The following is a 22,681-nucleotide window of genomic DNA, read 5'->3' as shown; positions in this document are numbered from 1 at the left end:
TACCTCCGTTCCCCGATTCAGAAGGAGCGAAACCAATTGTCAGTCATAACGCATTTTTCGAGTCATTCCGCCGTCCACTTTTATTTCCTCTCCGTTTATAAAGTTATTTTCGGGTTTTGATAAATACCAGCAGAGGGAAGCGATATCTTCCGGCCGGCCGATTCGTCCTGACCAGTGCATCCGATGATAATAATCATCGTGCGTGCCGCCCTCCGTATCGATCCATCCAGGGCTTATCGCGTTCACAGTTATCCCCTCTGATGAAAGGCTGGCTGCTAAAGCGTGAGTAAGAGCGGTCACTCCGCCTTTTGATGCTGCATAAGCCTCACTGTCCGGCTCCGACATCGTCGCTCGTGTCGAGGAAATATTAATAATCGTCCCTCCGCTCATTCTCGCCGATCCGTACTGGCTCATGAGCATAACACCAGTCAGATTTGAAGCAATCACTTCATTCCATACAGAAAGAAGTAACGTTTCAAATGGATGAAACGTGGAAATGCCTGCATTATTAATGATTACGTCCAAGGTTTCCGGCAGTTCATTGCTGCTGAACAAGGACTTAATTTCATTTTCCTCTCCCACGTTGCATACAAAAGCAGCAGTGCTGCCTTCCAGCTCTTCAGAACGTTCCTTGACATCAGTGGATTTATCGATCATCAGCACGTGAGCGCCTTTTGCTGCAAAAAATGATGCGCAGCTTAGTCCGATTCCAGATGCTGCTCCTGTTATAAGTACATTTTTCATTTTATCATCCTCCATCCTGGTTAGTAGGTCCTCTCTGGTAAAACTTGTACGGCTCCGGTATACTTTCTGCAGATAAAGGGAATGTGATTCAAGTATCTCTTTTTTCAGAAAGGACGTGTCGTATGCCTCATCGTTATGATACTTATTTATTTCGTTTTTTTGTCGTCTGGTACGCTATCGGCGTTATTTTACTCTCTTTTCATCTAGTTCCCCCCTGGCTTGAATGGGCAAACGTAGTGTTCCTGATTACATCCGGCCTTTTAGGCATTTTTTACTTTATCCGTTCCGGAGGGAGGGCAGGTATTACAGCGGTCATCATCATCTTTTTCGGTTCGATGGCAGTTGAAAGTCTCGGAGTTCACACTGGCCTGTTTTTTGGTGATTATACATACGAAACAGACTTTGGTCCAAAGCTGATCGGAGTTCCGATCACGATCGGTTTTGCCTGGGTGATGGTGCTGGCCACTACTCACGTGCTGGCTGCTCCGGTGATGAAATGGAATTTCCCCGCCGGAGGCTTTCTTTACATTGTGTATGGCTCGCTGGCTGCAGTCATTATGGATTTAATCATTGACCCGGTAGCCTACGATGTTAAACAATATTGGGTTTGGAATGAAGGTGGGTTGTACTATGATATCCCCTTTTCCAATTTCGCCGGCTGGTTTATTCTTTCTGCTGTTTTTCACGCGCTGCTACTTCTTTTCTTTCGAAAAAATAAACGCTGGACTAACGTTCATTCTCTATTCTGGAGCATTCGAATGAGGTGGCTTTACGTGATGATGACCGGTATGTTTATCGTCGTAGCGCTCGCTAACGGGCTGGTTCTCGCGCCGGTTCTTACGGCTGTGCTTGTGGCAGCTGTTGTTGTTTTCTATCAATTTATGCAGCGGGCAGGTGGCCCTGCATGATCGAAGCAGCTCGCTCGCCTATGTTTATTCGGGTGTTTGACAAGTACAATGCCTGGTTGATCAAGCGTCATTTTAAGAAAGTGTATGTGTCCCGTTCTTCCGTGCCGCTGCCAGATAAACCTTCTATCCTGATTGTTAATCACAGTTCATGGTGGGATCCGCTTTTTCTTTTCTATTACAACGAGCGTCTATGGAAGCGAAACAGTCTGGCTATGATGGACGAGGAGGGCCTGAACCGCTATCCTTTCTTTGCAAAACTCGGGGCGTTTTCGATTGGCAAACGTGCCCGGTCGATTCATACGTCCCTTCAGTACGCAGAACAGCAGCTTAGAAACGGGAATGATATTTTCCTGTTTCCTCAAGGCGGGGAAAACCCGCTTGAAGAGCCTTTTTCTTTCTTTACCGGAGCCGGCCACCTTAAGCATGCCGTCCCGGAGGCACCCGTTGTGCCCGTGTGCTTTTATCATGGATTCAGACATCATCAGCTTCCTGAATGGTCCATGATTACCGGAAATCCTGTTCACGGAGCTCCCTCCTGGAACCGCAGACGATGGACTGATGAAATGGAGCAAAGCATGGAAGAAACCCGCAGCACTTTGCGCAGGGAATGGAACGGCTCTGAGAAACCATTCACTATTGTCACAAAGGGCCGCGCGGGAATCGGCGAATCATGGGAAAATCTGAAGCGCCGTACTGGACGTTTAACATGATAATCTCAGTGATGACTGTTGTCTTGTTTACTTTACTTATCTGGACTGTGATTAACTTATTGGCTCTGCCTTTACCTGCCGTACAAAATAGCACAGACCATCAGCCGTTCGTATCCATTTTAATTCCAGTTCGCAACGAAGAGCGGAACATTCCTTCCCTGTTAAAAAATCTGGAGAAATTGACCTATACAAACAAAGAAATAATTGTTCTTAATGACAGTTCAACAGATCGTACCGGAGATCTGCTCGCATGCGCCTCCGATTCAGTCCGGACGATAGCCGGGAAGAAGCTTCCTGAAGGATGGGTAGGTAAAGTCCACGCATGTCATCAACTAAGCCGGAATGCTAATGGAGACTATTATTTATTTATCGATGCAGATGTCAGGCTTCATCCTCAGGCTGTTGAAACGGCACTGGCTGCATTCCAAAAAAAGACTGGCTTAATCAGCGGTTTTCCGAAAATCCCGCTTAAAAGCATGCTTGGGCACCTGCTCGTGCCTATGCAGCACTTTCTCGTGTACGTCCACCTGCCAGTGCTTCTTGCTAATATGACTGCATGGTCGCCGGCATCTGCCGCTCACGGCGCTTTCATGATGTTCCGTTCGGACGCTTATAAGCAGGCAGGCGGGCATGCAGCAGTCCGAAACGAAATTGTGGAAGACATTGCACTGATGAGACAAATGAAGCGATCTGGCTGGCACGCTTTGCTGATCAATCCGCGACGCTTCGTCACTTGCTTTATGTACGAGACGAACGCTGAAGTTTGGTTCGGATTTTCGAAAAATATCTATACCGGTATCGGCAGTAAGCTCCTGGCTGCTGGAGGGGTCGTACTCGTATACAGCTTCCTTTTTCTGTTACCGGCCGGCGCTGCAATTTATGGAGCTGCTGCTGGTGAATGGCTGTATTTGCTTCCGCTTCTACTTAGTCTGGCGATTAAGTTTCTTGTGGATGCAGCGGCAGGCTATCCACGCTGGCTGTTTCTATTCCTGCCGTTTTCCGTCGTCAGTCTGATCGTTTTGCTGATCTACGCCGTTTACCGGGACGTTACGAATAAAGGAGTTATCTGGAAAGGAAGAGTATATGAGTAAACAGCATATCGTCATCATTGGAGCAGGGCTTGGCGGACTGTCATCCGCTATTGTGCTGCAAAGCAGGGGCTATCAGGTTACCTGTCTTGAAAAAAACGACGAGCCAGGCGGGAAGCTTCACGAAGTGAAATTGGGCTCTGCTTCTTTTGATTTTGGACCTAACACCATCACTATGCCCCATGTATTTCAGGACGTTTTAAAAGGAGCAGGTCTGAACCCTGATGAATACTTTACGTTTACGAAACTTCAGAAGCATACGACTAACGCCTTTCCCGATGGAACAAGCTTCTCCTTTTCATCGAACATGGAAGAAATGCAGGAAGAGCTTTTTCAGCTTGATCCCGGGGCAGCTGACCGGTATCCGGCTTATTTAAAGGAAGCGGAGCGCTTATACAAACTGGCAGAAAACCATTTTTTTAACCGTACGTTTTCAGGCTTCCGGGACTATTTTTCTTTCGGGCTGGCAAGGGCGCTGGCGGCTTCAAAGCCTGTTCAGACGATGGATGCTTTTCATCAGCGCTTTTTCTCTGATGAACGAATCCGTGCTGCATTTAACCGGTACGCGACGTACATCGGCTCTTCCCCTTTTGACTGTCCAGCCACTTTTTCTCTGATCGGGTACCTGGAACTCGCAGACGGAGTTTACTATACGAACGGCGGCAATTACAAGATCGCCCTCGGCATGAAGCGGGCTGCGTCGGATTTAGGTGTAGCCTTCCATTTCGGCGAAGAAGTCACAAACCTGGAGATCGTTAATAGGAACGTGCAGAACGTTCACACGAAAAAACGCATGCTTCAGGCAGATGCGGTCATTATGAACGGCGATCTCCTGACACAGTTTCCGGCACTTGTATCAGAAGACAAGCGCCCCTCATTTTCTGACAAAAAAGCAGCATCATTCGAACCTTCTATTTCTGCTGCTGTGGTGCTCTCAGCCACAGACACTGCGTTCCCTACAAATCATCATCATGTTTTTTTCAGTGGTGATCCGGAAAAAGAATTCAGACAAATTTTCCAAGATAAACAGTATGGTGACGATCCAACTGTATACCTGTGTACTTCTTCCAGAACAGACCATTCGAGAAGCTCCGATGGAGACAACGTATTCCTGCTCGTAAACGCTCCAGCTGTTTCATCTAAAAAGTCCGAATTTCCGATTGAACGAATCTATCGAAAGCTGAGTGCGTATGGGATTGATCTGCGTCATCACACAACTGAACATCAGGTCATCTTACCGGAGCACATTCAAGATTCTTTTTATGCATTCCGCGGAGCACTTTACGGACTGTCCGCCAATTCCAGAAAGAACACATTTCTTCGACCGTATAATCAGGCTGCCGATATTTCCAATCTGTATTTTGCCGGCGGCAGCACCCATCCCGGCGGCGGATCGCCGATGGTGACCATCAGCGGCGTCCGTACAGCTGAATTGCTCATGAAGCAGCAGCGTTGACGTTACGTTTATATCCTGAAGCAGCCGTCTTGACGGCTTTCATGTGCATGAGCAAAAGCTGAAAACCTTGATCGTTCAGACAGTTCTTCAAAATTGCGGCGGGCTTATGTGAGTCAGGCGTTCAGCGCTGATACGAATCAGAAGCAGTAAGTTGAACGTTTCAAGCTGCTATGCAGCGGGCTGCAAACTTTATACAGGCACCATCATCAGTTCGGTCCTCTGTATGAGGGATGACTTTCTTTTAAACAGCATTCCGCCCAGCCACTACTATACATACTAAACAAGCAGCCCCCATAAAAAAGGAGGCTGCTCTATTTGGTATACACCGGCTTGTTCTTGACTCGGATCAACTATTTACTCAGCGCAAGTCCGCTTAAGATATGCTGTTTCGTTTCGGTTGATACGACAGCACGCTGTTTAAACACATCGTACCGGTTATTTCTGGCAGTTTGTAAAATCTCCCTGTAAAAATAGGCAGCGGCCTGTACGGGCAGCCTGGATGCGGGAGAATATAAATGAATATCCTGAAGCCCTTGATTGTAATACGATTCGGCAAGTGTTGCGAGTCTTTCCCAAACCTGCACGAAGGATTCGTTTACGATACCTGCTTGAAGCATTTCCCGCGTGTAGCCATACTCCAGCATCAAGTCATCAGGTAAGTACTTTCGTCCCAGCCGAATATCTTCTCCTACATCGCGAAGTATATTAGTCAGCTGCATCGCATACCCGAGCTTGACTGCACTAGACCGCAGCTCTGCTTCTTTTCCCGGTGCAAGAATTGGCAGCAGCATCAATCCAACGGTGGATGCGACGTGATAAGAATAGTCCAGAACTTCCTCAACTGACGTATATGATCTGCTGCGTAAATCCATGCGCTGACCCGCAATCATGTCATAAAAAGGCTTCAGATCAAAATGAAAGTTGTTAAACGTATCTGCAAGCGCCTTCCAAAGCGGGCTTCCGGGAGGCACAATCCCTTGTTCAAACTGCATCAGCTCGCGCTCAAACTGGTCCAGCTCCTCTTCCTGATCAGTGCCTTCATCTACGATATCATCAGCTGTACGACAGAAAGCGTAAACTGCCCAGACTGCCTGCCTTCTGGCTTTCGGCAGGTGCTGAAAAGCTTTTGAAAAGGTTATGGAGTGTTTTTCGATGACCATTTTGCAGTGCTTATATGCCTGCTCTTTATGCATAAAGTCTGCTCCTTTCTACCGTCTGCCGGACGAGAGCTGCTTAACTCTTCAGCCTTATTAGTATTAGAGTATCAGAAAATGCCGGTTAGAGACAGTTATGTGGCTGATTGAAGGGAAGAATCACCTATTTCCTCATCCCTTAAAAGCTCATTCAGTACTTTTGCCCCCTGCATCACGATAGGGATTCCCCCGCCAGGATGAACAGAAGCACCGACAGCGTAAACATTATCTATTTCAAACGGCTTTACCTGTGGCCTGAATACACCTGATTGGAAAAGCGTTGGCGCTATCCCGAAGCTTCCGCCTTGGAAAAGTCCGTCCATTTTGGCTTCGTGGGGAGTCCGCACATGGGACCAAACTATTTTATCAGTCAAGTTGGCATCCACCCTGTCTATTAGCTTTTGCTTAATATTCTCCGCATATGCCAGATATTCCTGCCTCGTCACGTGGCCCGCAGAGGGAACAGGAACTAATACATAAGCGACAGCGTGTCCTTCAGGTGCCAGAGATGCATCGATTAGGCTTGGCTGGAAGACGTAAAACGACGGATCTTCTTCCAGTTTTTTATCTTTGAAAACGGATTGCATATGCTTATCCAGGCTTCCGCCCATATAAAAGCTGTGCACATGGTTTGTATCAAGCGGTTTATTTAATCCAAAGTAAAGGAGTAAGCAGCCGGACGAAGGTTCATAGCTGCGCACTTGGCGCTTATGGACCATTTTTTCAACAGAAGGGAATTCACCATTCATAATGAACCGGTCTGCAGCGATTTCTTCTTCATTAACCTGCACGGCACTTGCATGACTGTTGTTCTCTGATAACGTAAGACCGTTTACACTCGTTCCTGTCCTGACTTCAATTCCACGCTCTTCAATTGCTTCCTGCAATACTTCTGCGAGGCGGGCGTAGCCTCCATTCACGTACCATATGCCATGAAAATGTTCACTGAAGGGCACGAGCGAATACATAGCAGGAGTCGCGTCTGGTGCTCCGCCTATATAAAGCGTCTGAAGCATAAATGCTTCCTGGACACGCTTATCTTTGAAATACGATTTCACCTGCTTTTTCACTGACTGATATGCTTTCAGCCTTATCAGATGCTGAATGTTTTTTCCTGTCCAGAAATCTTTTTTCTTTAAAAACGGCCGCCCGAGAAACGAAGCACTGCCAATATTGAACCGGTCTTCCATGTCTTTCATATAGGAAGGGAAAGCATCTGCATCTTTGGCCGAAAATCGCATGAGCTCCTGCTGCTGCTGTTCGATGCCACTCATTTTTAAGAGCGTCGTTCCATCTTGAAAATGCATCGGATAAAGTGGATTTATTCTGGTCATGGAGATTCTGTCTTGGAGATCAAGTTCTTTTAGTATGCTGTTGATTATGTCCGGCAGCAGTACGATAGTTGGCCCCTCATCCACTTTATAGCTGCCTCGGTCATGGTAGGCAAGCCGCCCCCCTAACCTAGGCTTTTTTTCTAATATAGTGACGTTATGACCCACTGCATTCTCATACAGGGCACTGATCATACCGCCAATACCGCCTCCGCATACAACCGTCTTCATGTTCTCACCTTCTTCCGGTCATGAGTTGTTATCAGTGATGAGGTGATTCTGGCAGACTCAAATATTGTCGGAAGGCCGCTGCCGGGATGCGTTCCGCCGCCTGTCAGCCACAGCCCTTTAATGTCATCAAACTCATTATGTGGTCTGAAATACATCATTTGCCCGAGATTGTGTGCTAAGTTGAAAGTGGCTCCCTCATAAATGAACTTGTCTTCTTCCCAGCCCTGAGGCGAGAGAACACGTTCCACTTCTATTCTGCTCTCCAGATCCGGGATTCCGGCTCGCTCAGCAACGGTTGTCAGCACCAGATCACGAAATGCTTGTTCGTTGTTTTTCCAGTCGATCCCGCTCAGATTGTTCGGAACTGGAGCGAGTATATAAAGCGCAGATTTTCCTTCCGGTGCTAAGGTGTTATCGGTAGCCGCTGCATTTTGAACGTAAATGGAAGGATCATCAGGCAGAACTTGATCTTTCATAATCTCATCAACATTACGCTTATAGTCATCTGCAAAAAGGACCGTATGGTGATCTAAATCAACTTTTCCTGAAATACCTAAATAAATCATGAATGTTGAACAAGAATATTTTTTCTTTTTCAATTTTTCATCGGAATATTTCTTTCGCTGCCCGTTGTCAATTAAATGCTTCATACTGTGGGCAAAATCAGCGTTCATTACAATGTGGTCAAAGTGATGTATACTTCCATCATCTAGCTCCAGAGACTCTGCACGACCGTTCTCAATATTTATTTTTTTTACTCCGGTTCCCGTCCGAATCTCAGCTCCCTCTTCTTCAGCTGCCTTAGCCAATGCTTTTGTCAGCTGATTAACGCCGCCTTTCGGATGATACACGCCGTATTCATGCTCCATAAATGAAAGAATCGTAAAAGCACCCGGACAATCCCACGGGGACATGCCAAGGTATTTTGATTGAAATGTAAATGATAGTTTGAGCCGCTCGTCAGCAAAATATCTTGATAACACATCATACAGGGAGCTTCCGATCTCAAGCTCCGGTAATGCTTTTAAACTGCGCGGCCTGAGGTAATCCAGCAGAGAAGCATGTTTTTCCTGCAATATTGGTGATAATACGGAAAGTTTTTTTCTTGTATCCTTCATAAAATTTACATACGCAGGCCCATAACCTGGAAAGTGCTTTTCAATTTCAGCGTACATCTTCTCTTCGTCGCTGCTCGCCCTTATCGTCAAATCTGAAAATTTCAAGGTATACATCGGATCAAGGCGAATCAGTTCTACGTAGTCTTCTAATTTTTTGCCAGCTTCCTCAAAAACCTCTTCTAAGATATGAGGCATACTAAAAAAGGTAGGACCTAAGTCAAATGTAAAACCACTTTCGGAAAAAGATGACGTTCTTCCTCCGACATATGATTGTTTTTCAAACGTTGTCACATCGTAACCCTTTGCCTGAAGCAGCATTGATGCTGCAAGGCCACCGGGACCTGCTCCGATAACTGCCACTTGTGTCATTTTGAACACCTGCTCTCCTGCTTATCTGAACTCATATAGAACTTTTCCCCGATAAAGCACGTTATAAACGCCACCGTACAACTTTTGTTTATCTTTTTTGCATAAATTATAAATGAAGGCTAACAGAAAGTTCCATTCTTCAGAACAAAAAAAGCCGCCTGAAGGGCAGCTTAAGATCGTATCAACGCTTTTTCTTCATCGTAATTAAATACCAGCCGCCTTCTCGAATCAGCGGCTTCATATCTGCTATACGGAAACCGGTTTTATCAGCGTATTCCTTTAAATCATCCGGCGACGGAAGCGGGTATAAATTTTCATGAGCAGACATAAATGTATTGAAAGCACTTGTAAATGCGGCGCCGTATTTTGCTTTAACAAGCGGACAAATGATGGTAACTGTACCTTCCCTTCCTAATGCCTCATGGAATGTTCGAAATAATTCAACTCGTCTCGAAGGCTTAAAATAATAGAGCAGATTGTGCGCCATAATCATATCAGTACGTCCGTCGAAGCTTTCTAAAAACTCCTCAATTTCACCTTCACGAATATCGATATCTTCCGGCAGCGAAGCATTTGCCTTTTTAACGACATCGGGACTGAGCTCAACTCCGATCAATTCCGTTTTAGGATATTTATTATGAATGGCCTTTAAATAACCGCCGAATCCGCATCCCAAGTCAATTACGCTCGATGGTTTTTCTTTTTTCACCCAGCGTAAAATTGGCCCTACAGCAGCTTTTTCCAGGAGGGTGGATGTTTCAGCAACTATTTCCGCAAACTTATCGGACAAATATGTAAGTCTCTCATCCGATTCCATGATTTCCGGATATTCAAGCAGTGTAGGAATATGCAGCTCCATCATCTCACTAAGCAATATGCCGACGGATTCACTGCTTTTTTTGGAAGCATACTTGACCATTTTACGTTTAGAGCTGAATTTTCCGCCTCTTGATTCTTTCAGATGACCTACTTCCACTCCAACATCGACCCAGCGCTGTAAAAGTTCTTTCGACAGTTTTTCTGAGGCCGCAATTTCTCCTACTGATTTCGCTTTTTTAAAATGATCAAATAAGTCAAGTTTATACCCGACATGCGCATGCCAGGTTTGTAAAAAGTTTTCGTTTGTTTTCATCCAGTTTCGCGCCTGAAGCATTCGTTGCAATTCACTCATGCCATCACCTGCTCTGTTTTATAGATTTGTCAATCTTTGTAACTTATTTCCCTGTAACCAGTGGAGTTAAACCACTGGGATAACGGGTGAAACAGACAAGCAAATGGCAATTACTGAATTAAAAAACCCGGCTCATGACTGAACCGGATAAACGAACATATATTATTGAAAACAGGTTGGATACTTATTCTTTAATCGGGCGAGAGCTGCTTCAACTTGCTCACCATCAGCTACTTTCTCTTCCCCAATCAGTTTTAACGTGTGATCGGCTTCTATATTACCGGCAAAAAGCTTGATGATGGATTCTGAACTGCACTCTTCTGAAGAATATGAAGCTACGTCACTGGCACAGTCAACACTCTCATAACGTTCATAAGCTGCATATACGGCTTCTACTGTTCCGGCGTCAGTCAGACGCTTCGTCTCAACTAATTCTTTCACGAGCACGATTGGTCATCCCCTTGATTTATATTGAACTACGCTTATATCATACATTCTTATTTTATACATAACGAAGTAAATTGTGACGTTTCTGTGAACTGAAGCGAAAATACTTAATGAAAGCGGAACCAATTGGATATTCCAGACAACCGTATTCAGTTTGCAGATGAAAATAGATAATCATCGTCTCCTTTAAGAACGGACTTATCTTCCTTCCCGGCTGTAAGACGCTGAAACTACGTATCGTTCTGATTCTTCCGACGTCTCTCTCCTTTTAATTCAGCAGCTGATCCTGCGCCGTTATTTACATTCTTAGCTCTAATGACCTTATTTTTGTTTAAATGCATTGCCACCTATTTTTTCAATTAAAGCCGGCGCAAGCTGATAAGCCCGGGCTGCCGCTCCCATCCACCATGGCATCATTCTGACTCTTTTTCTGCGAGTGACAAGCTCGACTGCGGCCCGGCCTACAGCTTCCGGAGCCAGCATTATTTTTTCAATGTTTTCCTTATAGCGGCCGCTTTCGTCTGCAGTATCAAAAAAAGACGTGTCCACCGGTCCCGGCATCAACACTCCGACATGAATGCCATAAGGCTTCAATTCCATTCGCAAAGCATCAGCGTATCCGGCAACGGCATGCTTCGTAGCGCTGTAAATACTTGTTTTAGGAGTAGGCAGCCTGGATGAAATCGATCCTGTAAAGATAATGCTGCCTTCTCTGCGTGCTTTGAAATTAGGTATTAAAAATTTGGCGGCTGCGGCTCCGCTGATTACGTTTAACTGAAACATCTCTTCTGCCTGCTTCAAATCCACATCTTCCGCATAATCAAAAGCACCGAAGCCGGCATTATGAATATAGGAGAAAATCGGTCCCGTATTTTCTTCGATATCATGAATCATGTACTGTACTGCTGAAACGTCTGATACATCACAGACTTTCACAATTGGAACAATACCCGTTCGCTGTTTTACTTTTTCCTTTGCAGCTTCAAGCCGCGCTTCTGTTCTGGCAACAAGAATCGGAAGAGCACCTTTTGCAGCCGCAGCATAAGCAATTTGTTCACCGATGCCGGTAGATGCTCCGGTAATGACCACAATTTTCTGATGTAATGATTGTTTCAACCTGATCCCTCCGCATGTCGAATTCAACTTCATGTTGACATTAACTATTGATAAGAGCATAATAAACGTAATTTTCAGTATACAGGAGTGTCTCGAATGAAACTATTTATTGCAGGTGCAGGATCGATGACTGAAGCGATGGTGAAAGGCTGGGTTAAAGAAGGCAGCATCCCTCCTCAGCACATAACAGTTACGAATAAATCAAATGACCAGGCACTTGCCGATTTAAGCCGCCTGTATGGAGTGCAGACGACACGTGACGCCTCAGCTGCGGGAGAGGCTGATGTTGTCTTTCTCTCCTGCAAACCAAAAGACTGGGAGGCTGCGCTCGCCCCAATGGCTCCAGTGCTTCACCGGGAACAGATTTTAATTTCTGTCATGGCAGGCGTAACAACCTCGGCGATTCAGTCGGCCGCACCATCCCCGGTCGTATTCCGGGCGATGCCTAATACATCCGCTGCCGTTCGCTCTTCTATGACCTCCTATGCTTCGGGACAGACAGCAGAAAAGCTTCATATTCACACAGTCGATCACCTGTTCAGTCTGATCGGTGAAACAGCTCATGTAGAAGAACACCTTCTGGATGCGGTTACCGCTCTTACAGGAACAGGTCCAGCTTACATTTATTATTTAATGGAGTCTATGGAAAAGGCCGCTCAGGCGATCGGTATTCCCGAAGAACTTGGACGGAACCTTGTAGCGCAGACGCTGCGCGGAGCTGCAAGAAGAGTGCAGGAAGAAGATACGACACCGGCTGAACTATACAAGCAGATCATGAGTCCGGGCGGTACAACCGAGGCAGGCTTTGATGTATTGAAAGCGCACAACGTGCAGGAAGCGCTCATCGAATGCATCGAAGCCGCTCATCACCGTTCCAGGGAATTAGGATCTCCGGCTTCCAGCAGGCAGCGCACTTGATGCAGCTTTATCATCCCTTATAAATCCGCTCTCACCCTTAAGGTGGGAGCATTTTTTTATGATCCGTATCAAAGCGCTTCATTCTTCTCTTTTTTTAAGTCTTTCAGCGCGTCATAAATCATAGTAAACTAGTAAACAGCGTGTGGTTTACAGCCTATACATAAAGGATTTGATCATTTCATGGGATTTTTTCCAGAGCATATTCGAAAGAAACTGGAATATATTGTTGAAAACAATTGGTTCACGAATGCCGTTATCTTAATCATCCTGTTCAATGCTGTCGTTGTCGGGATCGAAACATACCCTGGTGTATATGAAGAAAATCAATCGACTTTCTTTCTGATTGACAGGGTGCTTCTATGGATTTTTACGGTGGAAATTGCGATGCGCATGGCAGCTTCCACGTCGTTTAAAGGTTTTTTCTCAAACAGTTGGAACTGGTTCGATTTTCTGATTGTTGCAGCGAGTCATATTTTAGTAGGGGCCTATTTTGTAACCGTACTCCGTATTTTACGAGTGCTTCGCGTGTTTCGAGCTATTTCTGTTATTCCGTCACTGCGCCGCCTCGTCGACGCGCTGCTGATGACCATTCCTTCACTAGGAAATATCATGCTTCTCATGAGCATTGTTTTCTATATTTTTGCTGTTATCGGAACCATGCTGTTCCAGCAGACGGCTCCTGAGTATTTTGGCAACCTGCAGCTCTCACTGCTAACTTTGTTCCAGGTAGTCACATTAGAATCCTGGGCTTCAGCTGTCATGAGGCCTATCATGGATGAACTGTGGTGGTCATGGATCTACTTTGTCTCCTTTGTGCTTGTTGGCACCTTTGTCGTTTTCAACCTATTTATTGGAGTTATTGTAAACAATGTCGAAAAAGCAGAGCATACCGGTGCAGAAAAAGAAGAGGATCCGGTTCAGAGAGAGCTCTCTGAAGTAAAACAGGAGCTTTCCGACATTAAAAAGCTTCTGAAAAAACAGGCAGAGAACGAATGACGTCAGATTATCTGACAATTTTGCCCGCCCTCGTTTTCTATCGTGGTATAGTATAACAAACAATGCTGATGGATGAGGAAGGACGGGGATTTCTTTGGCAGATGCGTCATCCTATAAGGATAAAAAAGTAATTGGAATTGGGATTGCCAGCGAATTAACCGGATTATCCGAACGGCAGATTCGCTATTATGAGGAGCGGAAGCTGATTTACCCGGACAGGAGTAAAGGCGGCACTCGCAAATACTCCTTCGCCGACGTCGAGCGGCTCGTCGATATCGCGAATAAGATGGAAGACGGTATGCAGACGTTTGAGATTCGCAAAGAAGAAATGAAGCAATCTGATATCCGCAGTAAAATGCTGCGCGGGCAGCTAAATGCTGCGTTTAAAATGCGTAAGTAACCGACAGAAGTGTGACAGCAGGCGGAGGTCTGTTCATGCTTCTGTTTGTTCATTGACTTTTCTTGTTAAAAGCTCTACTATTATGCATGGAGATAGGCGGGCAGGAATCTGGTATCCAGAAATCGGTCCCCTTTTGTACTTATTAATTTATAGAAAGTGTGCATATCCATGCCTAATATTACAGAAACTGATGTGCTAAGCGGCCGCATCGATACGTTCATCGTACCTGCAGATCAGGTGGCTAATGTTCAGCCGGATCATTCACTGGAGCACGCTCTGCTCGTCCTTGTAAAATCCGGATATACTGCCATTCCTGTTCTCAATATCAATACACAGCTGGTAGGAATTATCAGCAAAGCAAAAATACTTGATTCCATTCTCGGCATCGAACGGATGGAGCCCGAACGTCTTAACAATTACCTCGTGCAGGATGTCATGAACGAGGATTTTGTAACCGTACATGAAGATGCCCGATTTGAACGTGTTATCAACCAGTCGATCGAGTATCCTTTCGTCTGCGTTCAGGACAGCAGTTCGGTATTTAAAGGTATTATTCCAAGAAGTAAAATACTCGCTCACTTAAACGGCTACCTTCACGAGCTTCGACGCACTTGCTTTAAACAGGAAGACGAAAAATCATAATGGGCGGAGTAATCTGCAGCTCATCAAGCACCTCTCACATCTGTTTAGAGGTGCTTTCGTTTAATGATTGAGTGCGTTCAGGTATCTTCATGCGGTCGTCCAGAGATCTGCCTTCAGCTGCTTCTCTGGAGTATCATTGTGAATGGTGCGAACCACTTCCATCTTCTCTGGAAAGTGCCGGATGAAACAGGCTCATTAAGCAGTTGCAGACTCGTAACATAAAAACTCAGGCGTTTAAATCCTCCTCCCAGCAGCAGATATCGAAAGGCCTCTGCACTAAAAGGCTCAGAACGAGGAGCAAGCCGAGCCCGTTCCTTCTTGAAAGCTAGGGCCCGGAAATATATACAGGTACAACGTCAGTCGTCCAGCATGACTTTATCGACATTATCAAAGCCCCTCTCAAAATTTGCTGAGAGGGGCTTTGATATGCAGGGAATGTACATACGCTGAAAACAAATAACAAGCAGATGCACGTTCCGGCATCTGCTTGTTATCGCATGTTCGCTTTATTCCGTCGCTCCTAACAGGCTGTTCAGCTTCCGCTTCCGGTCGCTGAACATTCCATAGAGCATAAGCTTAACAGCAGCTGAAGGAACCGATGCGTCAAACTGCACCATATCAATCATTTTTGTTCTGCCGTCCGGCTCCGTTTTGAACGCATGGACATGCCTCCACTTCTTAAACGGAAACGGCACCGCAGTCCCTTCATCAATAAAATAATTCGGTTCTGATACTTCACTGATTTTGCTTTTCCAGGAGAGGGTGGCAGCGTAAAAATTCATTTGCAGCTCGATCTCAGCACCTTCTTCACTTTTTTCCGAACCTTTAACAGTGATTTTAGGGAAGGTTGTGATCGCCGCCAGATTGTCTGTTGATTGAAAAAAATCCCATACCTCTTGAAGAGGCTTGTCTATAATCGTTCCGTAGTAAAACGTTCCGCTGGACATTAGTACCGCTTCCTTTCAGCAAAATAAGCCTGATATGGCTTCTCCTACTTTACCCGTTTCACTTCAGCTTTACGCGTGTTCATGCATAAATATTGACAAGCAGTCCCTGAATCTCTCCCGTTTGTTTTAACAGGTGCAGGCCTTTTTGCTGGCCGCGGAGGACGCTGTCAGTCAAATCAATAAGCTTCGAATCTACTTCTTTGACGATTTTGTATACTTTTGTCCTTCCCCGGCGGTTGAAGCCTCGCTGTTCTTCAAGCTGCAGACCGAGCTTCACAGCTTCGTCCATGAACTCTTTCACCATTTTTTTATACAATCTTAGTTCCTCAACCGTTCTGGAGTCTGCCAGTCGCTTACCTTGCTTTTCGATTGCCTCTAGCTTCTGGCCGAACTGATCATAAGCTCCCTGCTTCCTGCCATCCTTCATCATTTCCTGAAACGTAATTTTCGCTTCCGTCTCTTTTTTCTGATTCGATGAAGAATGAGCGGCGCCTGAAGCGCGTATTCGCTGAATATCCATGACACGTTTTCCCCCTGCGAATTGCATGTTGTGCTTTTAGTATACCAGAATCCTCATTTGCTGCCGTTTTTCTTACTGAAGCAGCTGGAGAACCCCCTGGGGCAGCTGATTCGCCTGAGCCAGCATAGCAGTAGCAGATTGATTTAAAATATTGTTCCGTGTAAATTCGGTCATTTCAAGTGCCATATCCGCATCTCTGATCCTTGATTCAGAACTCGTCAGGTTTTCATGCGTTACCTGCAAGTTGTTGATCGTATGCTCCAATCTGTTCTGAACGGCTCCTAGCTTTGCTCGGGCATCTGAGAGCATCGCGACAGCACGGTCCAGCTGGAAGATCGCTTCACCGGCATCTTTACTGGATGCAACAGAAACATTGGTAATACCTAATGTGACCGTGTCCATTTTTGGAATATCGATCATCACTTCCTGGCCGGTATTCGGGCCAATCTGAAATGCCAGCGCATTATTTGAGAGTGTAAACGACTGGCTGGCTGCACCATTTGTCAGCAGTGACGCTCCTGCCGGGTAGTGAATCCCTTCATATCGAAATTCTCCATTAATCGTCGTTACTTCTTTTTCAGCTCGCACCATCGTATCAGTGCCTTCCTCAGCTGCCTTGTTGAGCTGAAGTGTGGCCCTCGCTTCAAGCTTAACCCGGGCAGTGCCGTTCCCGGTAATATCCGCTGATTTTATCGAAATGCCCCCTACTGTTGCGTCTTCTTCTTTATCAATTACTTTCGTTTCAAGAACTCGTCCCTGCGGACCAATAACTTCCACTTTTGCTGATCCGGATGATTCATCATATTCCCGCACGTTGATTGTATACGTGCCGAACCGGCCGCCGCCGTTCGGATCAAGAGAAACCGATTCTTCATTAAGTCCTGCGGCACTTTGGGTCATTTGAACGGTTGCTCTTATATCCTCCATTTGCAGTTCATAGCTTCCACTTGCATATTCAGCCGACTGCACTTCAGGAGTTCCGCTCAAGCTTTGTGCTCCAGAAAGAGTTGTAACGAGCGCGCTGCTGCCGTCTAACAGCTTACGCGTATTAAACTCGGTTTTCTCTGAAACACTGTCAATTTCTTTTTTTAGCTGATCTATTTCCTTTTGCAATTGCTCCCTGTCTTCATCCGTATTCGTATCATTTGCAGCCTGGACTGACAGTTCACGCATCCGCTGCAGCATCGCATGCACTTCCTGAAGAGCCCCTTCTGATGTTTGCATAAGGGAAATGCCGTCTAGTGCGTTCCGCTCTGCCATTTTTAAACCTTTGATTTGAGATCTCATTTTCTCTGATATCGCAAGTCCAGCGGCATCATCCGCCGCGCGGTTAATTCGAAGCCCGGATGAAAGCTTTTCCAGGTTACTCGATGTCGCCTGCTGATTTTGATATAAGTTCCGGTATGCATTCAGTGCCTGGATATTGTTATTAATTTTCAATTTGATTCCTCCTGATTTTCGATTCCTATATGCTGTTCATAAGCCGAAAGCTGTCTAATGTATCCTGACTGAGGTTTTTTTCCTGCTTGCGAACGTACGACGTTGAGCCAGTCTGTGTAAAGTGGTTCGACCATTTTTCTCAGTCTTCTGAGCCGGTCGGCATCTTTTGTCAGATTGCACTGTATTAATTCATCTGCCGTATATTGATAAATAGCTTCCAACTGGTCAGCGATGATACCTGCTTCGTAGCGCAGTCCCGCCCCGAGCCGTTCACATATATCAGCTGCTTGCTGCAGCGCTTTATTAGCGCTCATATACTGCTTCTGTTCTATTTCGTTTTCCGCCTTCTCCATTTGCAGACAGAGCGCTTCTAAAAGCAATGCTGTGAGCTGCTGCGATGTTTTCACGTAAAGTTCTTTTTCCGTAAACATGTTCCGTCTCCTTTATTAATCAACTGCGAGGCATTTTTTCCAGTTCTTCGATCATAAGAAGAATTTCAGCAATCACCGCATACAGCTGAGGCGGAATATCGTCTCCGAGATCGAGATCAATTAGATTTTCAATTAAAAATGCGTCTTCTTCCATATGAATGTGATGATCATTTGCTATTTGTTTAATTCGCTCTGCTACATAGCCACGTCCGCTGGCGAGCACTTTTGGTGTGCCGTCCAGTTCATTGTATTGGATAACCGCAGCAGAGCTGCCATTAATTGCTCGTTTTTCTACTTGATTAAACCGGCGCTGCCTCATATTTTAATATCCACTCCGTCTTTACCGTTTTCTTCTGCAGCCGGCGCCGTTTTCTTTGTCAGCTTTGCTTCTGTTTCCATAGGACCTGACTGAATAGATTTGACTTCATAGCCGATTTCATTGATGAAGGCCGAGTACTTCTCTATTAATGGCTCCAGACGATCTGAAAAGCTAGGTTCATCATTATAAAATGATACAGCCAGCTGCCGGTTTTGAACGGATACACGTATGCCCAGCGGACCTGATACAGGAGCCTCCAAATGAAAGTACAGCTGAATATTCTCCCAGTCCAGTCCGCCCTGGTGCCTGTCATCCACAAAGATTTTCAGTTCCTGCATCTTTTCTTCCAGTATGAGCGGTACGTGGAACATAAGACCGCTCTGACTGTCTATCCGGTTAACCTGCTGATGACCATTTAATACGGCTAAAGCTCTCTGCGCACCTGCTTCCTGCTCTCCGCCTGACTGAACCATTCTTCCCAGCAGGCCTTTAACATTGCGATTGTCCTCGTTCATCTTTGTATCTGGTCGGACCAAATCCAGTTCACGGTTGAACCCGAGCTGCCTCAATGCTTCCAGAACGTGCCTTCCTGAATGTTCGTTTGCCTGCAGCGTCCTGGCTGTGTTTTCAGTCAGCTGGCGAAGCTGCTGTGGAATCGGGCGCTGCTGATCCGGTTCTTTATGTACGTGCTGGTACCTGACCGCTGAAGGTTTATATTCCATCTGTTCGATCGTTTGCCGAACACCGGCTGCAACAGCAGCTGCTTCACGAAGCTGTCCTTGACTGACAAGCTGTTTGGCTTGTGCCAGATCTGAACTGGCCTTTAAGAGCGTTCGTTCCTGTTTCATCGTTGCAAATAAAAGCCAGCTGCTTCTATTTATTGTTTTATCAAGTTGCTGAATCATCTGCTCAAGCATCGGTCTTACCTGGGGAGCAGCCTGAGTTTGAAAGCGCTCAATCAGAAGCTCCATTCTGGCCATGCTTCTGGATGCTTCACGCTGGAACACCTGGAATTGATCCTTCGCCGAAGCCATTGCCGGCGTTACTTCTCTAATCATAACCGTGACAGGCGAAGCTGCCTGGGAACGATCCGGGGTATGTACTGATTGAAGCTGCTGAAACAACTGGGCTGCACGAACTTCCTTCCCTTTATCCAGAAGCGACAGCACTTGACGCATTTGGTTAAGCTGTGAGGAGTCCGTCGTATTCTGAATCATGTTTTCAACTGTACTTCGAAGAGATGCCGCCGGCTGATTTTCAGCAGGTCCCTGAACCGGAAATATAAGCTCTCGCATTATATCGGCCGCAGCACTTCTTCCTCCCTGGACTTGAGCAGAAAGTACGCTCCGGAGCAGCTGATTAACCGATTCTGCATGGGCTGTTCCTGCTGCTGACTGCTGCACTGCGCTGACAGCCTCTCTCACCCCTGCTCCACTGTCATAAGCGTGAAGAAGCATTGGCAGCGCCTGACGCAGCTCATAGGTGGACGATTGTACATTACTGCTGGTACCCGCTGCCATCATTTGCTGCAAAGCCTGCGCGGGGCTGCTCTGAAGTGCTCGTTGAAACCGGTCAAGTGCATCACCTGATATCGATGCCCGCGATTCAACTGCCTGTTGAACTGCCTGTACGCTCCCTCCACGGCTTTCCGAAACAAATTGAACAACAGCTTGTATATTTTCACTGGTCAGCCTGCCGTGTGCCTGCAGCAGCCTGACCGCTTCTGTGGATTTTGCTGTAGGCTGTCCGCCCGCTTCTCTGATTAAGGTTTGAATATCGATCCGTCCACGATCTGCTGATTCTGACGGCACGGACGCTCGCAATGATACTTTTCCATCCCGGACCCCTGTAATGTCAACCTTGACCGTATCAGCGGATGGAACACGCCCCTCAAATACGGCAGTGACTTCCCGGCCGCGGATTTGCACGACTGCTTCCCGGTCGCTGACTCGTTCTGTAATGACCGCTCTGACTGTCTCTCCCTCACGCAAAGCCGGCCGCGACTCATGTGAATATTGCTGGAAAGGCTGAATTTCCATGTAACCACCTCCTGCATTCGGTATCTCCGATCTTCATTTAGCTTCTGTTTATATCGGTTATAATAAGAAGCTGTTAAATCGATTGATCGTTTCAGGTCGGATGTATGTATCGATGACCCTAAAGAACTAGATTATCATGGATTCTGTAAACTGCCTTCTCCTGTTAAAGCACTTATATGGTTTACAATTAACCGGGGAAAGTGAGGTGAAGGACTCTCATCCCTTTTACCGGGCATACGAAAGCCATCCGGTAAAGCCGGATGGCTCAGAATGTCGCTGCATATTTTTATCCCGCTTCCGCGAATATAAATGGGAAATCCGTTTTAATAGTAGCCTCTCCGAACGACCGACGCACCAAATCGATCCTGAAGTTTCCTAACGTGCTCGTCTTTATCCCACTCGTTCTTATCCTGCTCGTACGAAAACAAATCAAGCTGCTTTACTGCATTGCCTTTTTCTATTAAATCTATCCCTGTCAACCCGAGCAGCCTGACTCTGCCTCCGTTCCAATATGTTTCAAGCAGCTCATTCGCGTACGTTTCGATCGTTTTGTGATCTGAGAGCGGATAGGGGAGCCGGGTTGAACGTTGGACGGTTTCCCACGTGCTGTACCTGATCGTAAGCTGCAGGCCGGAAGCGTAGACGTGCTTTTTATGCAGCCTCTCTGCCACCAGAGAGGCCAGAAGGTGCATCACTGGCTTCATATCCTCAAGACTTACAGCATCTTCAGGCAAAGTCCGGGAATTGCCTATGCTTTTAAATTCTTCAGCTGCTTCCGGGTCTACTTGCCTTTTATCAATTCCCCATGCCTTCTGAAACATTCTCTCGCCGCTCGTTCCAAAAGCGTCTTTCAGCTTTTTTTCACCACAGGCAGCAATATCTCCAATTGTTTCAATATCAAGCTGCTTCAGCTTTTCTGCAGTACGCGCTCCGATTCCATGCATTTCTTCACAAGAAAGCGGCCACAGCAGCTGCTGCACATCCCGCTTGCGAAGCACGGTAATACCAAGCGGCTTTTTCCAGTCGCTTGCCGTTTTCGCCAGAAACTTATTGGGGCCGATTCCAATGCTGCAAGGCAAGTCCAGCTCATCAAGTATTTGTTGCTGGATGGCTTCGGCAGCAGCTATTGGATGCTGTTCATTTAGTGAATCAGTCATATCCAGATATCCTTCGTCAATCGATACAGGCTCTACTAATTCTGTTTTCGTCCGAAGGATCTCGAAAAAACGTGCGGACATTTCCCGGTAGCGGAAAAAACGCGGTTCCCTGACAATAAGGTCCGGACAAGCTCTCTTAGCCTCCCAAAGCGGAACGGGAGGTTTTATCCCCTTCCGTTTCGCTTCATAGCTTGCGGTTACAACAATGCCCTTACGCTTCTTTGCATTTCCAGCTATGGCAAGTGGCTTTCCTTTTAATGAAGAGTCATCAGCCGCTTCTACAGAAGCATAAAAACTATTTAAATCAATATGAAAAATGATTCTGTGACTCATGCTGATGACCTCCTGTTCTTAGCTTCTATAATTAGTTTATCAGATAAGGCTGCATCCTCGCCAAGTGAAAGCCGTATGCTTTTTTCGTCACTACCAGCAAATTTTAATGGTTTAAAAAGAATTGATCAGCACTAGCTTTTTATGTTGCAATGAAACTGCTTCAAGCATATGGAGTTCATTTAATTTACAAATTATTCACATATTCCAGTAAACGTACGTTCGACCGTGACTATTATCTATGCTATACTATGGATAAAGAAAGGTGGTCGATATTGATGAGGGAGCAATTTTACCAGTCTCCTGTTCATCAATCGGTTCTTCACCTGGTTACGGAGGCCTTAAAAGAGCTTACGGCCGCCAGGGCGCCTTCACCTACGATTAGACAGCTGGCCCAGCTGATCGGCTGCTCAGAAGAGACGATCCTGGAGTCATTAGAGTTTGGCAGACAGGAATCGATTGGTCTTGTTCAGTGAACGGTTCGCCCTTGAATGTGCAGAGGCAACAAAAGCGGTGCCGGATTAACGGCACCGCTTTTCAGAGTGTGGATAAAGTCATTTTAAGTGAATAACGTTGCATCTGCCTGTATCTGCGGACACTCGCTTTCCGGAGGGAACGGGCTCAGCTAACCGCTTCCTCCTGCTGCCGGAAGCGCTGGAT

The 22,681-nt window shown here is 46.2% G+C and carries 23 protein-coding genes; 9 read left to right on the top strand and 14 right to left on the bottom strand.

Features of this window, described 5'->3' with window-relative positions; genetic code table 11:
* Positions 1 to 39: 39 nt before the first annotated feature.
* A complete protein-coding gene (locus HCN83_RS14855) occupies positions 40 to 744 on the bottom strand; it encodes an SDR family oxidoreductase (RefSeq protein ID WP_246238262.1) in 705 nt (234 codons plus the stop codon).
* Positions 745 to 866: 122 nt separating this feature from the next.
* Here HCN83_RS14855 and HCN83_RS14850 point away from each other — a divergent pair, with 122 nt between their 5' ends.
* From HCN83_RS14850 to HCN83_RS14835, 4 genes are read left to right on the top strand one after another with little or no spacing between them, the layout of a single operon-like run.
* Positions 867 to 1,652 carry a carotenoid biosynthesis protein gene (locus HCN83_RS14850; RefSeq protein WP_168008685.1) on the top strand — a complete coding sequence of 262 codons (786 nt, stop codon included), beginning with the start codon at positions 867 to 869 and terminating at the stop codon, positions 1,650 to 1,652.
* Entirely contained in the window at positions 1,649 to 2,362 is a 714-nt protein-coding gene (locus HCN83_RS14845; RefSeq protein ID WP_168008683.1) for a lysophospholipid acyltransferase family protein, read from the top strand. The genes HCN83_RS14850 and HCN83_RS14845 overlap by 4 nt, the downstream gene beginning before the upstream one ends.
* The gene (locus HCN83_RS14840) at positions 2,323 to 3,453 is read left to right on the top strand and encodes a glycosyltransferase (protein ID WP_168008681.1); all 1,131 of its coding nucleotides are present in this window, start codon (positions 2,323 to 2,325) and stop codon (positions 3,451 to 3,453) included. Before HCN83_RS14845 ends, HCN83_RS14840 begins: the two co-directional genes overlap by 40 nt.
* A complete protein-coding gene (locus HCN83_RS14835; RefSeq protein WP_168008679.1) occupies positions 3,446 to 4,906 on the top strand; it encodes a phytoene desaturase family protein in 1,461 nt (486 codons plus the stop codon). The genes HCN83_RS14840 and HCN83_RS14835 overlap by 8 nt, the downstream gene beginning before the upstream one ends.
* A 350-nt stretch (positions 4,907 to 5,256) precedes the next feature.
* On the opposite strand, the gene HCN83_RS14830 is transcribed toward HCN83_RS14835, so the two are convergent.
* From HCN83_RS14830 to HCN83_RS14805, 6 genes are all read right to left on the bottom strand, one after another.
* Complete coding sequence (locus HCN83_RS14830; protein ID WP_168008676.1) at positions 5,257 to 6,099, bottom strand: phytoene/squalene synthase family protein; 843 nt, start codon at positions 6,097 to 6,099, stop codon at positions 5,257 to 5,259.
* 95 nt (positions 6,100 to 6,194) lie between these two features.
* Entirely contained in the window at positions 6,195 to 7,661 is a 1,467-nt protein-coding gene (locus tag HCN83_RS14825) for a phytoene desaturase family protein (RefSeq protein ID WP_168008674.1), read from the bottom strand.
* Entirely contained in the window at positions 7,658 to 9,148 is a 1,491-nt protein-coding gene (locus tag HCN83_RS14820) for a phytoene desaturase family protein (protein ID WP_168008672.1), read from the bottom strand. The genes HCN83_RS14825 and HCN83_RS14820 overlap by 4 nt, the downstream gene beginning before the upstream one ends.
* A gap of 181 nt (positions 9,149 to 9,329) precedes the next feature.
* A complete protein-coding gene (locus tag HCN83_RS14815) occupies positions 9,330 to 10,319 on the bottom strand; it encodes a class I SAM-dependent methyltransferase (RefSeq protein WP_168008670.1) in 990 nt (329 codons plus the stop codon).
* A gap of 162 nt (positions 10,320 to 10,481) precedes the next feature.
* Positions 10,482 to 10,766, bottom strand: coding sequence for a hypothetical protein (locus tag HCN83_RS14810; RefSeq protein WP_168008668.1), 285 nt, complete (start codon positions 10,764 to 10,766; stop codon positions 10,482 to 10,484).
* Between the two features lie 321 nt (positions 10,767 to 11,087).
* Positions 11,088 to 11,882 carry an SDR family NAD(P)-dependent oxidoreductase gene (locus tag HCN83_RS14805; RefSeq protein ID WP_168008666.1) on the bottom strand — a complete coding sequence of 265 codons (795 nt, stop codon included), beginning with the start codon at positions 11,880 to 11,882 and terminating at the stop codon, positions 11,088 to 11,090.
* A 96-nt stretch (positions 11,883 to 11,978) separates the two neighbouring features.
* Here HCN83_RS14805 and proC point away from each other — a divergent pair, with 96 nt between their 5' ends.
* The 4 genes from proC to cbpB all read left to right on the top strand — a co-directional run bounded on the left by proC (position 11,979) and on the right by cbpB (position 14,838).
* Complete coding sequence (proC, locus tag HCN83_RS14800) at positions 11,979 to 12,800, top strand: pyrroline-5-carboxylate reductase (RefSeq protein WP_168008664.1); 822 nt, start codon at positions 11,979 to 11,981, stop codon at positions 12,798 to 12,800.
* Between the two features lie 180 nt (positions 12,801 to 12,980).
* Positions 12,981 to 13,796: an ion transporter gene (locus HCN83_RS14795; RefSeq protein ID WP_168008662.1), complete on the top strand. Its 816-nt coding sequence runs from the start codon at positions 12,981 to 12,983 to the stop codon at positions 13,794 to 13,796.
* 94 nt (positions 13,797 to 13,890) lie between these two features.
* Positions 13,891 to 14,196, top strand: a complete 306-nt coding sequence (locus tag HCN83_RS14790) for a MerR family transcriptional regulator (protein WP_168008660.1) — start codon at positions 13,891 to 13,893, stop codon at positions 14,194 to 14,196.
* A gap of 168 nt (positions 14,197 to 14,364) precedes the next feature.
* Positions 14,365 to 14,838: a cyclic-di-AMP-binding protein CbpB gene (gene cbpB / locus HCN83_RS14785; RefSeq protein ID WP_168008658.1), complete on the top strand. Its 474-nt coding sequence runs from the start codon at positions 14,365 to 14,367 to the stop codon at positions 14,836 to 14,838.
* A 506-nt stretch (positions 14,839 to 15,344) separates the two neighbouring features.
* On the opposite strand, the gene HCN83_RS14780 is transcribed toward cbpB, so the two are convergent.
* The 7 genes from HCN83_RS14780 to HCN83_RS14750 form a co-directional block, all read right to left on the bottom strand.
* On the bottom strand, positions 15,345 to 15,785 hold the full coding sequence (locus HCN83_RS14780; protein WP_168008656.1) for an SRPBCC family protein: 441 nt from the start codon (positions 15,783 to 15,785) through the stop codon (positions 15,345 to 15,347).
* A gap of 79 nt (positions 15,786 to 15,864) precedes the next feature.
* Positions 15,865 to 16,305, bottom strand: coding sequence for a YaaR family protein (locus tag HCN83_RS14775; protein ID WP_168008654.1), 441 nt, complete (start codon positions 16,303 to 16,305; stop codon positions 15,865 to 15,867).
* Positions 16,306 to 16,377: 72 nt separating this feature from the next.
* Positions 16,378 to 17,745 (bottom strand): flagellin, encoded by a 1,368-nt coding sequence (locus HCN83_RS14770; protein WP_168008652.1) that lies wholly within the window; start codon positions 17,743 to 17,745, stop codon positions 16,378 to 16,380.
* A complete protein-coding gene (locus HCN83_RS14765; protein ID WP_168008650.1) occupies positions 17,742 to 18,176 on the bottom strand; it encodes a flagellar protein FliS in 435 nt (144 codons plus the stop codon). Before HCN83_RS14765 ends, HCN83_RS14770 begins: the two co-directional genes overlap by 4 nt.
* A gap of 19 nt (positions 18,177 to 18,195) precedes the next feature.
* The gene (locus HCN83_RS14760) at positions 18,196 to 18,495 is read right to left on the bottom strand and encodes an EscU/YscU/HrcU family type III secretion system export apparatus switch protein (RefSeq protein ID WP_168008648.1); all 300 of its coding nucleotides are present in this window, start codon (positions 18,493 to 18,495) and stop codon (positions 18,196 to 18,198) included.
* Positions 18,492 to 20,534, bottom strand: coding sequence for a phage tail tape measure protein (locus HCN83_RS14755; protein ID WP_168008646.1), 2,043 nt, complete (start codon positions 20,532 to 20,534; stop codon positions 18,492 to 18,494). The genes HCN83_RS14760 and HCN83_RS14755 overlap by 4 nt, the downstream gene beginning before the upstream one ends.
* Before the next feature lie 323 nt (positions 20,535 to 20,857).
* Positions 20,858 to 22,024 carry a DNA polymerase IV gene (locus HCN83_RS14750; protein WP_168008644.1) on the bottom strand — a complete coding sequence of 389 codons (1,167 nt, stop codon included), beginning with the start codon at positions 22,022 to 22,024 and terminating at the stop codon, positions 20,858 to 20,860.
* A 275-nt stretch (positions 22,025 to 22,299) separates the two neighbouring features.
* Here HCN83_RS14750 and HCN83_RS14745 point away from each other — a divergent pair, with 275 nt between their 5' ends.
* Complete coding sequence (locus HCN83_RS14745) at positions 22,300 to 22,497, top strand: hypothetical protein (protein WP_168008642.1); 198 nt, start codon at positions 22,300 to 22,302, stop codon at positions 22,495 to 22,497.
* Positions 22,498 to 22,681 lie beyond the last annotated feature (184 nt).

Source organism: Alkalicoccus luteus (genome assembly GCF_012034335.1).
Lineage (GTDB): Bacteria > Bacillota > Bacilli > Bacillales > Salisediminibacteriaceae > Alkalicoccus > Alkalicoccus luteus_A.
This window is presented reverse-complemented; position numbering and strand designations above follow the sequence as displayed.